The following is a 13,659-nucleotide window of genomic DNA, read 5'->3' on the forward strand; positions in this document are numbered from 1 at the left end:
CCCGGCTGCGGCACGTATTGCGCCTGCCCGCCCTGGCGGTGCGGCGGGATCACGAGGCGGCGCGCGATCTGGTTCGCGGCGTCCGAGCCGAAGCGCAGCCGGACCACATGCAGGCAGCAGTCGAGCCCGGCTGCCGTGCCGGCCGACGTCATCAGGTTGCCGTCGTCCACGTACAGCACGTCCGGATCGAGCTTCACGCGCGGAAAGCGTCGTGCGAAGTCGTCGGCCCACGCCCAGTGCGTGGTGGCCGGGCGGCCGTCGAGCAGGCCGGCCGCGGCGAGCACGTAGGCGCCGAGGCACAGCCCGACGAGCTGCGCGCCACGCGCGGCGACCGCGCGGACGGCGTCGAGCAACACGTCGGGCGGTGCTTCGTCCGGATCGCGCCATGCCGGCACGATGACGATGTCCGCATCGTCGAGCCCGTCGAGCCCGTATGGCGCGGTGATCGTGAAGCCGCCCGTCGTCGCCAGCGGACCACGTTCGGCCGAGCAGACGCGAAACTCGAACGCGGGCGACGCGGCCGCGTCGCGCTCCTTGCCGAACACCACCGACGGCACCGACAGATGGAACGGGCTGACGCCGTCGTACGCGATCACGGCAACGACGGTCGGAACGGGCGGGGCGGGCCGGGTGGACGAGGCGGCGGCGGTCATGGCGGGTTCCGGAATGGCGATGGCCCGATTCTATCGAAGAATGGCTATCGGGCCACTGTCCCCGTGAACGATGCGCACCGACAATGCATCGCATCGCGCCGCTGGCCGTCCCGTTCCGGGGCGGGGCCGCGCCCCCGGACCAGGAGCCCGTCATGTCGAACGCCGTCCCGCATTCCGCTTCCCAAACCGTTTCCCGTCCGGCTGCCCGCCGCGCGCTGATCGTGATCGACGTCCAGAACGAATACGTGACGGGCAACCTGCCGATCGAGTATCCGCCGCTCGACGTGTCGCTCGCGAACATCGGCCGCGCGATCGATGCCGCGCATGCGGCCGGCGTGCCGGTGATCGTCGTCCAGCACGTCGCGCCGGCCGGCGCGCCGATCTTCGCGCCCGGCTCCGACGGCGTCGCGCTGCACGCGGTCGTTGCCGGCCGGCCGTACGCGCACCTGATCGAGAAGCAGCAGGCAAGCTCGTTTGCCGGGACCGACCTCGCCGCGTGGCTCGAGGCGCACGGGATCGACACGCTCGCGGTGGCCGGCTACATGACGCACAACTGCAATGCGTCGACGGTTTATCACGCGGCGCACGCGGGGCTGAATGTCGAGTACCTGAACGACGCGACGGGCGCGCTGCCGTACGAGAACGAAGCAGGCGCGGCGAGCGCCGAGGAGATTCACCGCGCGTACACGGTGGTGTTCCAGTCGAATTTCGCGGCCGTGATGTCGACCGACGCGTGGATCGCGGGACTGGCCGGTGCGCCGATGCCGAAGCGCGATTCGGTCGCCGCGTCGAACCAGCGGGCCCGCGCGCAGCGCGCGAAGGCGGCCTGAAACTGGAAGGAGATGGGGGCGGGCGCGGGGAGCGTGTTGGCGACGTCGGCGCGCCGCCCGATGAAACGACAACCGCAGGCGAGCGCGCGTCGCGCGGTCAGTCGCCGTCCTTCAGCATCGCCGGGCTGTAGCGCAGCATGTCGAAACAGCCGTCGACGAGCTTTTCCGCATGCTGCTCGGCGTCGATCTCGTCGGGCAGCATCAGCATGTCGCGCACGAAACCGCTGACGAGCGTGTGCAGCATCAGCGTCGCGCGCCACGTATCGAGCCGCTCGGGCAGCAGCTTGAGCCGCACGGCCCCCGCGAGATCGGCATCGATCGCGTGCAGCGCCTCGCTCATCCCGGCGCGGTTGCGCTGGAGCAGCGGCTCGAGATCCGCGACGTACTCGCACTTCATGAACAGGATGCTGAACACGCGGCGCAACTGCGCGTCGCGCTGCACGCCGAGCAGGCACCAGATCAGGATCTGCCGGATCTTGTCGAGCGGATTGCCGCCCGGTGCGTCGAGCGGCATCCGCTTCAGTTCGTCGATCGGCAGAAACACGCGGTCGAACATCGCGTCGAACAGTTCGCTCTTGTTCGCGAAATGCCAGTAGATTGCGCCGCGCGTCACGCCGGCATGCTGGGCGATGTCCGCGAGCGACGTGTGCGACACGCCCTTCTCGAAGAACACGTGCTCGGCGGCGTCGAGAATGCGATTGCGCGTCTCGAGCGCCTCCTCCTTGGTACGTCTGACCATGTGCAGGCCTGATTGGAATGATCGTAGGTGAATATAGGGTCTGCAACCCTCGTCGCAGTCATATAGACTGGCTATGCTTGCGGTTGGTAACAATCCGTAAGAATGGACAGCAGGCGGGGCATAAACGGGCTTTTTACATACATTCATGAATGTATATACAATACCACCCTACGATCGAATGGCCCAAGTGGCAATCAGTTAATATCCCACTCTGCTGATTCCCGCCAAAGTTCCAGTCCGCAGTGCGGGGCAACCTGTCGGCACGGAGGTTTCGTGCCGCTTGCTGTATCTAGCAGTCCAGTATTTCAGGTGTTCGATCTGCGCCGTGAGGCGCATCCGTGTTGCGCTCCCTCCGGTTGGGTGCGGCACTTATTCCATTGGTTATACACAGAGGTCGCTCCATGCGCGTCGAACGGGTTCCATACCGCTTAATCACTGTCGCGACGGCCGCCGTTTTCCTGGCCGCGTGCGGGAAAAAAGAATCGGCACCGCCGCCGCAAACGCCGGAAGTCGGCGTCGTCACCGTCCAACCGCAATCCGTACCGGTCTTCACCGACCTGCCGGGCCGCACCAGTGCATTCCTCGTCGCGCAGGTCCGCGCGCGGGTCGACGGCATCGTGCTGCGCCGTGAATTCACCGAAGGCACCGACGTCAAGGCCGGTCAGCGCCTCTACAAGATCGACCCGGCGCCGTACGTCGCCGCGCTGAACAGCGCGAAGGCGACGCTCGCGAAGGCGCAGGCGAACCTCGTCACGCAGAACGCACTGGTCGCGCGCTACAAGGTGCTGGTGGCCGCGAACGCGGTCAGCAAGCAGGACTACGACAACGCGGTGGCCACGCAAGGCCAGGCCGCGGCGGATGTCGCGGCCGGCAAGGCAGCGGTCGACACCGCGCAGATCAACCTCGGCTATACCGATGTCGTGTCGCCGATCACCGGCCGCGTCGGCATCTCGCAGGTGACGCCGGGCGCCTACGTGCAGGCGAGCCAGGCGACGCTGATGTCGACGGTGCAGCAGCTCGATCCGGTGTACGTGGACCTCACGCAATCGAGCCTCGACGGGCTGAAGCTGCGTCAGGACGTGCAGAGCGGCCGCCTGAAGACGAGCGGCCCGGGCGCGGCGAAGGTGTCGCTGATCCTGGAAGACGGCAAGACTTATTCGGAGCCGGGCAAGCTGCAGTTCTCGGACGTGACGGTCGACCAGACCACCGGCTCGGTGACGATCCGTGCGGTGTTCCCGAACCCGGGCCGCGTGCTGCTGCCGGGCATGTTCGTGCGTGCACGAATCGAGGAAGGCGTGAACGAGAACGCATTCCTGGTGCCGCAGATCGGCGTCACGCATGACCAGAAGGGCCAGGCGATCGCGATGGTGGTGAACGCCAGCAACAAGGTCGAGCCGCGTCCGCTGAAGACGACGGGCATGCAGGGCGCGAACTGGATCGTCGAAGGCGGTCTGGAAGCGGGCGATCACGTGATCGTGCAGGGCGTCGACAAGGTGCGCCCGGGTGCGACCGTGAAGACGGTCGCCGCACAGCTCGCACCGGCGGCCGATGCCGCATCGGGTGCTGCTGCCGCGTCCGCTGCGCCGGCTGCCGCCGGTTCCGGCGCCGCTGCCGCTTCCGGTGCTGCCGCATCGGGCGCTGCGCCGGCGAGTGCTGCCGCTGCTTCGAGCGCGCAATAACAGGGAGCCTGTTTCATGGCAAAGTTTTTTATCGATCGCCCGATCTTCGCGTGGGTGATCGCCATCATCCTGATGCTGGCCGGGGTTGCGGCGATCTTCACGCTGCCGATCTCGCAGTATCCGACGATCGCGCCGCCATCGATCCAGATCACCGCGAACTACCCGGGCGCTTCCGCGAAGACGGTGGAAGACACGGTGACGCAGGTGATCGAGCAGCAGATGAGCGGTCTCGACAACTTCCTGTACATGTCGTCGACCAGTGACGACTCGGGCAACGCGACGATCACGCTGACCTTCGCGCCGGGTACCAACGCCGACATTGCACAGGTCCAGGTGCAGAACAAGCTGTCGCTCGCGACGCCGATTCTGCCGCAGGTCGTGCAGCAGCTCGGCCTTTCGGTGACGAAGTCGAGCAGCAGCTTCCTGCTGGTGCTCGCCTTCAACTCCGAAGACGGCAGCATGAACAAGTACGACCTCGCGAACTTCGTGGCGTCGCACGTGAAGGACCCGATCAGCCGGTTGAACGGCGTCGGTACCGTCACGCTGTTCGGCTCGCAGTACGCGATGCGGATTTGGCTCGATGCCAACCGTCTGACGAACTACGGCCTCACGCCGGTTGACGTGTCGACCGCGATCGCCGCACAGAACGTGCAGATCGCAGGCGGCCAGATCGGCGGCACGCCGGCCACGCCGGGCACGATGCTGCAGGCGACGATCACCGAATCGACGCTGCTGCAGACGCCCGCGCAGTTCGGCAACATCCTGCTGAAGGTCAACCAGGACGGCTCGCAGGTTCGCCTGAAGGACGTCGCGAAGATCGAACTCGGCGGCGAAAACTACAACTTCGACACGAAGTACAACGGTCAGCCGACCGCGGCACTCGGTATCCAGCTCGCGACCAACGCGAACGCCCTCGCGACCGCGAAGGCCGTACGCGCGAAGATCGACGAACTGGCACCGTTCTTCCCGCACGGCCTCGTCGTGAAGTACCCGTACGACACGACGCCGTTCGTGAAGCTGTCGATCGAGGAAGTGGTCAAGACGCTGCTCGAAGGTATCGTGCTCGTGTTCCTCGTGATGTATCTGTTCCTGCAGAACCTGCGGGCGACGATCATCCCGACGATCGCGGTGCCGGTCGTGTTGCTCGGCACGTTCGCGATCATGTCGATGGTGGGCTTCTCGATCAACACGCTGTCGATGTTCGGCCTCGTGCTCGCCATCGGCCTGCTGGTCGACGATGCGATCGTGGTCGTGGAGAACGTCGAGCGGGTGATGGCGGAAGAGGGCCTGTCACCGAAGGAAGCGACCCGCAAGGCAATGGGCCAGATCACCGGCGCACTCGTCGGCGTGGCGCTCGTGCTGTCGGCGGTGTTCGTGCCGGTGGCGTTCTCCGGCGGGTCGGTCGGCGCGATCTATCGTCAGTTCTCGCTGACGATCGTGTCGGCGATGGTGCTGTCGGTGCTCGTCGCGTTGATTCTGACGCCGGCGCTGTGCGCGACGATCCTCAAGCCGATCCCGCAAGGGCATCACGAAGAGAAGAAGGGCTTCTTCGGCTGGTTCAACCGTACGTTCAACAACAGCCGCGACAAGTACCACGTCGGCGTGCACCACGTGATCAAGCGGTCGGGCCGCTGGCTCATCATCTACCTGGTCGTGATCGTCGCGGTCGGCCTGCTGTTCGTGCGCCTGCCGAAGTCGTTCCTGCCGGATGAAGACCAGGGCCTGATGTTCGTGATCGTGCAGACGCCGTCGGGCTCGACGCAGGAAACGACCGCGAAGACGCTTGCGAACATTTCCGACTACCTGTTGAAGGACGAGAAGGAAATCGTCGAATCGGCGTTTACGGTCAACGGCTTCAGCTTCGCCGGCCGCGGCCAGAACTCCGGTCTCGTGTTCGTTCGCCTGAAGGACTACTCGCAGCGTCAGCATGCGAACCAGAAGGTGCAGGCGCTGATCGGCCGGATGTTCGGGCGCTACGCGGGCTACAAGGACGCGATCGTGATCCCGTTCAACCCGCCGTCGATTCCTGAACTCGGCACGGCTGCCGGCTTCGACTTCGAGCTGACGGACAACGCGGGTCTCGGCCACGATGCGCTGATGGCCGCGCGTAACCAGCTGCTCGGGTTGGCCTCGAAGGATCCGACGCTGCAGGGTGTGCGTCCGAACGGCCTGAACGATACGCCGCAGTACAAGGTCGACATCGATCGCGAGAAGGCGAACGCGCTCGGCGTGACGGCGGATGCGATCGACCAGACGTTCTCGATCGCATGGGCGTCGAAGTACGTGAACAACTTCCTGGATACCGACGGCCGGATCAAGAAGGTCTACGTGCAGGCAGACGCACCGTTCCGGATGACGCCGGAAGACCTGAACATCTGGTACGTGCGCAACGGGTCGGGCGGGATGGTGCCGTTCAGTTCGTTCGCGACCGGTCACTGGACGTACGGTTCGCCGAAGCTCGAGCGCTACAACGGTGTGTCGGCGATGGAAATCCAGGGTCAGGCCGCACCGGGCAAGTCGACCGGTCAGGCGATGGCCGCGATGGAACAGATCGCGAAGAAGCTGCCGGTCGGTATCGGCTACTCGTGGACGGGCCTGTCGTTCCAGGAAATCCAGTCCGGTTCGCAGGCGCCGATCCTGTACGCGATCTCGATCCTCGTCGTGTTCCTGTGTCTCGCGGCACTGTATGAAAGCTGGTCGATTCCGTTCTCGGTGATCATGGTGGTGCCGCTCGGCGTGATCGGTGCACTGCTTGCGGCAACGATGCGCGGCCTCGAGAACGACGTGTTCTTCCAGGTCGGCCTGCTGACTACCGTGGGCTTGTCCGCGAAGAACGCGATTCTGATCGTGGAGTTCGCGCGCGAACTGCAGGTGACGGAGAAGATGGGGCCGATCGAGGCCGCGCTGGAAGCGGCGCGCCTGCGGCTGCGTCCGATTCTGATGACGTCGCTCGCGTTCATTCTCGGCGTGATGCCGCTCGCGATCAGTAACGGCGCGGGTTCGGCCAGCCAGCACGCAATCGGTACGGGCGTGATCGGCGGGATGATCACGGCGACGTTCCTCGCGATCTTCATGATCCCGATGTTCTTCGTGAAGATCCGTGCGATCTTCAGCGGCGAGAAGGAAGACGTCGACGAGGCGCTGCGCCTGGCTCAGGAGCACTCGCACCACGAAGAGAAGCCGGGCAACGGCGACGAAGGCAACAAGGGACAGTGATGATGCAAAAACACGCTTTGACTGCAATCGCGGTCGCGCTCTTTGCCACGGGCTGCACGATGGCGCCGCATTACAAGCGGCCCGATGCACCCGTCGCGCAGGCGTACCCGGCCGGCGGCGTCTACGCGACGCAGCCGGGTGCGGCCGGCGCGCGCAGCGCGAACGGCCAGGCGGCGACCGCCATCGGCTGGCGCGAGTTCTTCGTCGATCCGCGCCTGCAGCGGCTGATCGAAATCGCGCTGAAGAACAACCGCGACCTGCGCGTGTCGGTGCTGAACATCGAGGCGGCGCGCGCGCAGTACCAGATCACGCGCGCGGGGCTGTTCCCGACGCTCAGCGGCACCGGTACGGGCACGATCCAGCGCTATCCGCAGGCTGTTTCGCCTACTCAGACGGCGACGATCTCGCGCACCTATAACGTCGGCCTGTCGGCGTCGTGGGAGCTCGACCTGTTTGGCCGCGTGCAGAGCCTGAAGGACCAGGCGCTCGCGCAGTACCTGTCGACCGCGTATGCGCGGCAGGCGTCGGAGATCTCGCTGGTGTCGCAGGTGGCAGATCAATACCTGACGCTGCTGTCGACCGACGATCTGCTGAAGGTCACGGAGAACACGCTGAAGTCCGCGCAGGACTCGTACAACCTGACGAAGCTGCAGTTCGACAACGGCACGGGCTCCGAGCTCGACCTGCGTCAGGCGCAGACGGTGGTCGAGACGGCGCTCGCGAACCAGCAGGCGCAGGCGCGTGCGCGTGCACAGGCGCTGAACGCGCTGGTGCTGCTGATCGGCGAGCCGCTGCCGGACGACCTGCCGGCGGGCATGCCGCTCGACGCGCAGAACCTGCTGACGGACGTGCCGGCAGGCCTGCCGTCCGATCTGCTGACGCGTCGTCCCGACGTGATGCAGGCCGAGCAGACGCTGCTGGCCGCGAACGCGAACATCGGCGCGGCGCGCGCGGCGTTCTTCCCGAAGATCTCGCTGACCGCCGCGTTCGGCACGGCGAGCCCGACGCTCGGCGGCCTGTTCAAGGCCGGCACGGCGGCATGGTCGTTCGCGCCGAACATCGCGCTGCCGATCTTCGAGGGCGGCTCGAACATCGCGAACCTCGATCTTGCGCACGTGCAGAAGCGCATCGAGATCGCGAACTACGAGAAGGCGATCCAGTCGGCATTCCGCGAAGTGTCGGATAGCCTCGCCGCACGCGGTACGTACGATCAGCAGATCGCGGCGCTCGAGCGCAACGAGCATGCGCAGCAGCGACGTTTCGACCTGTCGGACCTGCGTTACAAGAACGGCGTCGACAGCTACCTGTCGGTGCTGACCGCGCAGACGGACCTGTACTCGGCACAGCAGTCGCTGATCAGCGCACGTCTGGCACGCTGGACCAACCTGGTCGACCTGTACCGTGCACTGGGCGGCGGGTGGATCCAGCGCGCGGGCGAGACGCCGCGTGCGCCGGATGCACCGGTCGACTACGACAAGGCGGCCGCCCCGGCGCCTGCGTCGGCAGCGGCGACGAACGGGTAACGAGCGGTTATCCTGCCTGCGTGCGGTCGCTTCGCGCGCAGGCAGGACGTTGTTAGTCCTGTCGTAAGCTTGGCCGTTACGAACGATGCGAAGCGTAACGAAGGAAACGTCGGCTAGTCCATCATTACTGGTCCTTAAGTGCGCGGTAACCTCGCGTGGAAATGCTGCGGAGATCCACGCGGGACACGCGCGTACATCTGCAGGGGCGCGAAATCCAGGGGCCGGGCGCCGTCGAGCACGACGCGCACGGACTAACCGTGCAGATTCTCGTTTCGCCTAATCGATGATCATCCCTCTCCGGTAGCCTGTCGCCCGGCCGCCAAATCCCCGCTCATTTCGCCCAATTCAGCTTATTTTGCTGTTGGACGGTCTTTATAACGATTAGTTATACGAAATTCGAACTCGTCTGATTGGTTCTTCTTTCTCGTCCGTGCAGATTGTGCATGAAGCATTTCTCACCCATTGTCGAGAAAGGAAATCCTGATGAAGAGCGAGCAGGCTGCACCGACCCATCTTTTTGCCACCATCGGCGCGCTCACTGAGCGCGGTGGACGGATAACCGAGGCTACGAGCGACCTCACAGTCGCCGGGCTTGTCGTTGCCCGTGTTGGCGATGTCGTCACTTACGAGGATGGCAGCGAGGCCGTCATTGTGGATGGTGCAGGCGAATATGCGATTTGCAGCGATAAGCCGTTTGCGCTGGTGGGTAGCAGGTTGAGCAACGGCGATCGTATCGTCGAAACGCTTCAGCGGTTGTCAGGAATTCACGTACCGGTTGGCGAAACGGCCGAAGGGTTGTTTAACGAGGATTATGCGCCGCCTGCACTGCCGCGATACAGGTTGGCAGTACGAGGAGCCACGACCGCGCGAGGCGGTGCGTTGCGCGAAGCTACCGGCACGTGGGACACCAGTGTTCGGCTTGGCAAGTCTGGCGTCGTGGGTAATCAAATTCACTACGCAGACGGTTCGACCGCGCGAATCATAAGCGGTCTTGGGCTGGTGGATAACGGAGACTTCCAGCCGCTGGCTTTCGTCGGCAGCGAACTAGATAACGGCGACGTCATTACCGATAGCCCTGAGCGCGATGGTCTGGTATCCGCTGACGCCTTCATCGTGGTGAAGCGTTCAACCGTTGTACATCGAGGCGAGACCTCATGATTCGTTATTTCCTTGCCAAAGGGGATCAGGGCGGCAGCGCCACGATTACGGAAGGATTGGAGGACGTAACCTGTTCCGATCCGCCGCCGCGCGTGCATATCGCAACGCTGCACATGAAGACGTACTGCACGGCATGCAAGCAGGAAGGGTTTGTCGCCCCGGAGGGCCCGCGCTGGCCGGGCACAGGGCCAAACGGCAAGCCGTGGGCGTTGAGTGGTGATATCAACGTCTGCGATTGCAAGCCGCCACCTGTTTTCTATGCCGAGCGCGGCATGAAGATGACCTTTTCCGCAGATGAGGTGGCGCGGTTGACGGGGAGGCATGGCTTAGGCGTCGCCCCTGTAAGAAGAGGCACGGCAGTCCACGATCAGCAGTTCGGTATTCGCAACAAGAAGTCAAGGAAACCCGTTGTGGGTGTGCGGTATTGGATCACAAATTGCCGTGGCGACGTGCTGGCTTCAGGGATTACCGATGCGCAGGGGCGTACCGTGCGAGTGATCACGCCGGAGGCTGAATCGGTAAAACTTGAGGTCATCGGAGAAACAGAATGAGTGACGGCGATCGTGTGGCGATTGCGGAGGCGATGACGGACACAAAAGAAGGTTCGTTAGTCGAAGCATTGATATCGAACGGGCCACCCATCTGCCCAAACATGACTGATGCGGAATTTCGCCGTATGGTTCTAACGTTACGCGATAGAGCCGTACAAATGATTGATGTACGGCTCGTAGACTTGCGCAAGTGGGGAGCGGTTGAACGTCAACGCGTCGCAACGTGGTTTGGCTCAAGCGATGAAACGATTCGGCAACGTCTGACAGTCGGCCTCGCACGAGTAAGTCGGGTGATGTGCGATCTCAAGCCTGGAAACTTTGTCCGTCAATCAGAGGAGCTTGATCGATATCTTGGTTGCACGCCGAATAACAAGGACCCGGATGGTGCCGTCGCGCATGTTTGTGCCCCTGACACCGCTACACATACTATTTGTATCCACGAGAATTTTTGTGGGATGCGCCTCATATCCAGTGCGAAGGACTCGATGTTATCGACACTGATTCATGAGTGCACTCATTTTGCCGACACTTTTGGCGCTCAGGATCATCAATATTTCATGCGCGAGTGCTTGGTATTGGCTCGGATGCGCCCCGATCTAGCAATCAATAATGCGGATAGCATTGCCGGGTATATTGTCTACGAGGGTTAGAGGTGGCGTGACAGGCCGATCCTTGTTGAATCTGATTGGGTCAAGCGGAAAATCGATATGGTAAAAGGACCGGCATGTATTGCGCTGGCATTCTTCTCGGCCGGGACATTCGCCTGCTCCCCAGTCCATACGCTTGATGTTTCGTTTGAAAGAGATTCTGCCACGGTGTCCGGCGATGAGCTCACAAGGGTGGCCAATTGGGCGATAGACCTTCAACTCAAATATCCCAATCTCGATCGTACGTCTGTCGGTGGCCTTGCCGAAGCTGACGAAAGGCAGCCGCACGTGCTGGCTCGACAACGCGCGGAAAGTATCAAGGGGCTTCTCGTCACATTGGGGCTTGGTCGAGCACCTATCGACGTCGATGCCAGGCTTTATAAGTCGCATCACTTGAGCGGTGTGCCGGATAATGGCCGACGAGTGGAAATCGACTTCCTTCCCGGTTGTCCGCATGAATGTCCTTGCCAAGTGAAATGAGGCCCTGGCCGCGAGCCGCCGCGCAGTGTTGCACATCTTGACGGTGTGAAGCGGCCCCTTTCACACCATGCAGTAAGCGCCGGCCGTCACAAGCCGACGCATGCTTGGTGTTCGTCACCGCACACCGCACACCGCACGATCGCCCCGTGCGTCCCCGCCTTTCACCGTTCCCTCAAAGCAAAACGCCACGGCATGCCGTGGCGCTTTTAGTTACCGCTTCTTCGCGCCGTCGTCCGGCGCGTGGCGATCAGTGGTGCACGTCGGCGGGACGCCCGTCGAAGTCGTGTCCGGCGCGGCGGATGTCGCAGCGCGCATCCTTCTCGCCTTTCACGCCGTTGAACACGATGTTCAGGATCACGGCCGTTGCCGATGCCAGCAGGATGCCGCTGTGCAGGATCGGGGCCAGCGCGGGCGGCAGCTTCGAGAAGAAGTGCGGCGACACGACCGGCACGAGGCCCATGCCGACGCTCACGGCGACGATGAACAGGTTGTGCGTGTTGTTCACGAAGTCGACCTTCGACAGCACCTTGATGCCGTTCGCAGCCACCATCCCGAACATCACGATGCCCGCACCGCCGAGCACGAACGGCGGCACCGATGCGACGACCTGCGCCATCTTCGGGAACAGGCCGAGCAGCACGAGGATCACGCCGCCGGTGGCGCACACGAAACGGCTCTTCACGCCCGTCACGCCGATCAGGCCGACGTTCTGCGAGAACGACGTATGCGGGAACGAGTTGAAGATGCCGCCGATCAGCGTGCCGAGGCCGTCGACGCGCAGGCCGCGCACGAGGCGCTCCTGGTTGACCGGGCGATCGACCATGTCGCCGACCGCGAGGAACATGCCGGTCGATTCGATGAACGTGACGAACATCACCGTGACCATCGTCACGATCGACAGCGGGTCGAAGTGCGGCAGGCCGAAGTGGAACGGCATCACGAAGCCGACCCACGGTGCGTGCGCGACGCCGTCGGTATTCACGCGGCCGATCGCGAAGGCGATCGCGAAGCCGGCGACGATGCCGAGCAGCACCGAGATGTTCGCGATGAAGCCGCGGCCGTACTTGTTGATCAGCAGGATCAGTGTCAGCACGAGCAGCGACAGGCCGAGATAGACGGGGCTGCCGTACTCGGGGTTGCCGACGCCGCCGGCCGCCCAGTTGATGCCGACTTCCATCAGCGACAGCCCGATCACCGCGATCACGGTGCCGACGACCACTGGCGGGAAGAACCGCAACAGCTTGCCGATCATCGGCGCGAGCACGATGCCGATGATGCCGGCCGCGATGGTCGAGCCGAAGATGTCGAGAATGCCGAGGCCCGGGTTGGTGCCGATCGCGATCATCGGGCCGACTGCCGCGAACGTGCAGCCCATGATGACGGGCAGGCGGATCCCGAAGACCCACAGGCCGAGCGTCTGGATCAGCGTGGCGATGCCGCACGAAAACAGATCGGCGCTGATCAGAAACGCGATCTGGTCTTTCGGCAGCTTGAGCGCGGCGCCGACGATAAGCGGCACGGCGACAGCGCCGGCGTACATGACGAGGACGTGTTGCAGGCCAAGCGTTACCAGCTTGCCGGTCGGCAGCACCTCATCGCACGGATGGACCGTGTTCGATTGCATCTGTCTCACTCCATGATCTTGTTTTCGGGGTGATACGAAATTATTCGGAATGAATCCACGCAACAAGAGTGCTGGGTACTATTCCGTTCTTTGCTGGTTCGATATGCCATTTCGGCATGCAACAAGGTGTCGATCATCGGGAAACAGCCGCAGGAGTGAGGTTTCCCGGTTTTATAGCCCTTCAAAATAGCGCTGGCCCCCGTGTCAAATATAGGCCGCTTTATGGTGTGTATTGGGCGGGATGCATAGTGGCAAAAAGTGCCTGGGAAAAATCGTGCCGGGTTAACCCGCGAACGGCCGCTTTTGCCCGCAAGGTGCAGCCGGGTGGAACCCGTCCGGCGACCGCGTTTTCGGCCTGCCGCGGTGGCGGCAAAAAACGGGGCGCGCATTGCGATCCCGTTATCATCGACATCCGTTCATACGAATTTGCCCACACGTCATGCGCCTGCTCGGAATCGACCTTGGCACCGGCTCCGTCAAACTCGTCACGTTCGATGCCGACGGCGTCGAGCGCGCGGTCGCGAGCGAACCTTATGCGCTGTCGTCGCCCCAGCCCGGC

Annotated in this window: 11 protein-coding genes; 8 read left to right on the forward strand and 3 right to left on the reverse strand. The window is 63.5% G+C overall.

All coding sequences use genetic code 11. The annotated features are described in order from the left end of the window. Positions 1-653: DJ-1/PfpI family protein (locus G3N99_RS21980; protein WP_206123465.1), on the reverse strand; the 653-nt coding region annotated here is incomplete at its 3' end. Between the two features lie 152 nt (positions 654-805). On the opposite strand from G3N99_RS21980, the gene G3N99_RS21985 reads away from it, so the two are divergent. Continuing rightward, positions 806-1,483 (forward strand): cysteine hydrolase family protein, encoded by a 678-nt coding sequence (locus G3N99_RS21985; protein WP_206123466.1) that lies wholly within the window; start codon positions 806-808, stop codon positions 1,481-1,483. 97 nt (positions 1,484-1,580) lie between these two features. On the opposite strand, the gene G3N99_RS21990 is transcribed toward G3N99_RS21985, so the two are convergent. After that, on the reverse strand, positions 1,581-2,222 hold the full coding sequence (locus G3N99_RS21990) for a TetR family transcriptional regulator (protein WP_085043498.1): 642 nt from the start codon (positions 2,220-2,222) through the stop codon (positions 1,581-1,583). 401 nt (positions 2,223-2,623) lie between these two features. Between G3N99_RS21990 and G3N99_RS21995 the strand changes: the two genes are divergently transcribed. From G3N99_RS21995 to G3N99_RS22025, 7 genes are all read left to right on the forward strand, one after another. After that, a complete protein-coding gene (locus G3N99_RS21995) occupies positions 2,624-3,901 on the forward strand; it encodes an efflux RND transporter periplasmic adaptor subunit (protein WP_174989729.1) in 1,278 nt (425 codons plus the stop codon). 15 nt (positions 3,902-3,916) lie between these two features. Further along, a complete protein-coding gene (locus G3N99_RS22000; protein WP_174940381.1) occupies positions 3,917-7,117 on the forward strand; it encodes an efflux RND transporter permease subunit in 3,201 nt (1,066 codons plus the stop codon). Beyond that, entirely contained in the window at positions 7,117-8,640 is a 1,524-nt protein-coding gene (locus G3N99_RS22005) for an efflux transporter outer membrane subunit (RefSeq protein ID WP_174941381.1), read from the forward strand. The genes G3N99_RS22000 and G3N99_RS22005 overlap by 1 nt, the downstream gene beginning before the upstream one ends. A gap of 483 nt (positions 8,641-9,123) precedes the next feature. Continuing rightward, on the forward strand, positions 9,124-9,798 hold the full coding sequence (locus tag G3N99_RS22010) for a PAAR domain-containing protein (RefSeq protein WP_206123467.1): 675 nt from the start codon (positions 9,124-9,126) through the stop codon (positions 9,796-9,798). Next, on the forward strand, positions 9,795-10,349 hold the full coding sequence (locus tag G3N99_RS22015; protein ID WP_174989731.1) for a hypothetical protein: 555 nt from the start codon (positions 9,795-9,797) through the stop codon (positions 10,347-10,349). The genes G3N99_RS22010 and G3N99_RS22015 overlap by 4 nt, the downstream gene beginning before the upstream one ends. Next, on the forward strand, positions 10,346-10,999 hold the full coding sequence (locus G3N99_RS22020) for a M35 family metallo-endopeptidase (protein WP_206123468.1): 654 nt from the start codon (positions 10,346-10,348) through the stop codon (positions 10,997-10,999). Before G3N99_RS22015 ends, G3N99_RS22020 begins: the two co-directional genes overlap by 4 nt. A gap of 57 nt (positions 11,000-11,056) precedes the next feature. Further along, on the forward strand, positions 11,057-11,476 hold the full coding sequence (locus G3N99_RS22025) for a hypothetical protein (protein ID WP_206123469.1): 420 nt from the start codon (positions 11,057-11,059) through the stop codon (positions 11,474-11,476). Between the two features lie 247 nt (positions 11,477-11,723). On the opposite strand, the gene G3N99_RS22030 is transcribed toward G3N99_RS22025, so the two are convergent. Next, positions 11,724-13,100 carry a nucleobase:cation symporter-2 family protein gene (locus tag G3N99_RS22030; RefSeq protein WP_011353047.1) on the reverse strand — a complete coding sequence of 459 codons (1,377 nt, stop codon included), beginning with the start codon at positions 13,098-13,100 and terminating at the stop codon, positions 11,724-11,726. Between the last annotated feature and the right edge of the window lie 559 nt (positions 13,101-13,659).

This window comes from Burkholderia sp. Ac-20392 (genome assembly GCF_017104585.1).
Lineage (GTDB): Bacteria > Pseudomonadota > Gammaproteobacteria > Burkholderiales > Burkholderiaceae > Burkholderia > Burkholderia lata.

What these genes read in the sequence shown, in the direction of transcription:
- G3N99_RS21985 (WP_206123466.1), top strand. Translation starts at nt 806, where the DNA reads ATGTCGAACGCCGTCCCGCATTCCGCTTCCCAAACCGTTTCCCGTCCG.
- G3N99_RS21990 (WP_085043498.1), bottom strand. Translation starts at nt 2,222, where the DNA reads ATGGTCAGACGTACCAAGGAGGAGGCGCTCGAGACGCGCAATCGCATT.
- G3N99_RS21995 (WP_174989729.1), top strand. Translation starts at nt 2,624, where the DNA reads ATGCGCGTCGAACGGGTTCCATACCGCTTAATCACTGTCGCGACGGCC.
- G3N99_RS22000 (WP_174940381.1), top strand. Translation starts at nt 3,917, where the DNA reads ATGGCAAAGTTTTTTATCGATCGCCCGATCTTCGCGTGGGTGATCGCC.
- G3N99_RS22005 (WP_174941381.1), top strand. Translation starts at nt 7,117, where the DNA reads ATGATGCAAAAACACGCTTTGACTGCAATCGCGGTCGCGCTCTTTGCC.
- G3N99_RS22010 (WP_206123467.1), top strand. Translation starts at nt 9,124, where the DNA reads ATGAAGAGCGAGCAGGCTGCACCGACCCATCTTTTTGCCACCATCGGC.
- G3N99_RS22015 (WP_174989731.1), top strand. Translation starts at nt 9,795, where the DNA reads ATGATTCGTTATTTCCTTGCCAAAGGGGATCAGGGCGGCAGCGCCACG.
- G3N99_RS22020 (WP_206123468.1), top strand. Translation starts at nt 10,346, where the DNA reads ATGAGTGACGGCGATCGTGTGGCGATTGCGGAGGCGATGACGGACACA.
- G3N99_RS22025 (WP_206123469.1), top strand. Translation starts at nt 11,057, where the DNA reads ATGGTAAAAGGACCGGCATGTATTGCGCTGGCATTCTTCTCGGCCGGG.
- G3N99_RS22030 (WP_011353047.1), bottom strand. Translation starts at nt 13,100, where the DNA reads ATGCAATCGAACACGGTCCATCCGTGCGATGAGGTGCTGCCGACCGGC.